1 protein-coding gene is annotated in these 882 nt (G+C 62.5%); it reads right to left on the reverse strand.

Going from position 1 to position 882, the window contains the following annotated elements; genetic code table 11:
* On the reverse strand, window positions 1–882 hold an 882-nt coding region (locus F6X39_RS36130), incomplete at both ends, for a GGDEF domain-containing protein (RefSeq protein WP_262414944.1).

Raw genomic sequence — 882 nt, forward strand, 5'->3', positions numbered from 1 at the left:
GTGTACATCAAGACGTCCGTCCGCGCTATTGGCACCGAGCATGCGCACGCCAATGCTGGCCGATACGGCGACGGGATGACCGCCGATCTCTCGAAGCCCATGAAGGATGTCGTGAATACCGTCGGCAATCGCTCGCGCGCCGGCGTCGCCATGCACGTGGCGGGCGAGCACCGCGAACTCGTCGCCTCCCAGGCGGGCAACCGTATCGCCGCGGCGAATGCGTGTCTGCAGACCGTTGGCGAAGCACTGCAACAGTTCATCACCCACCGCATGCCCATAAGCGTCATTGACGTACTTGAAGCCGTCGAGATCGATGAACAGCAAGACAGACTGTCCCTTATCGTCGTCTCGCGCCGCAGTCGCTTTAGCGATCGCCTGCTCGAGGCGAGTGCGGTTGCTGAGTCCTGTCAGAGGGTCCGTCGCAGCCTGCCGTTCGAGCCGATGCACGAGGGCCATCAAGTACACGGAAGTCGCCGCGATGCTGAGCATGATGCCCAATCCCACCGCGAGGTTTTCTCTCCACCACGGCTCGACGTGCATCAAAATCACGACGCCTGCAAGCGCAACTGCACATGAAAGTAGCAACGGCCGCTTGCCGTGGCGGCAACCGGCACCCACAAGGAACCAGAACACGACCCAGAGCAAGGGCAGCGCCACGCGCCCGCCGAGCGCCAAGGCAGTCATGACAAGCGCCTGGTCTGCAATGGTGGTGACCGTCAATCGAAGGCGCGGCCGAACTGTCGCGGCGGTCGCTGCTATGTATGTCACCACGCCGAATACAACGTATGCGAAAACCACGCCCAGAGTGTCATACGCGGCGGCCGTGCGTTGGAGCGCGGCGACGGCGATATAGCCGATCAACACGACCGTGCCCAGGCATAT

The organism is Paraburkholderia sp. UCT2 (assembly GCF_014397665.1).
Classification (GTDB): domain Bacteria; phylum Pseudomonadota; class Gammaproteobacteria; order Burkholderiales; family Burkholderiaceae; genus Paraburkholderia; species Paraburkholderia tuberum.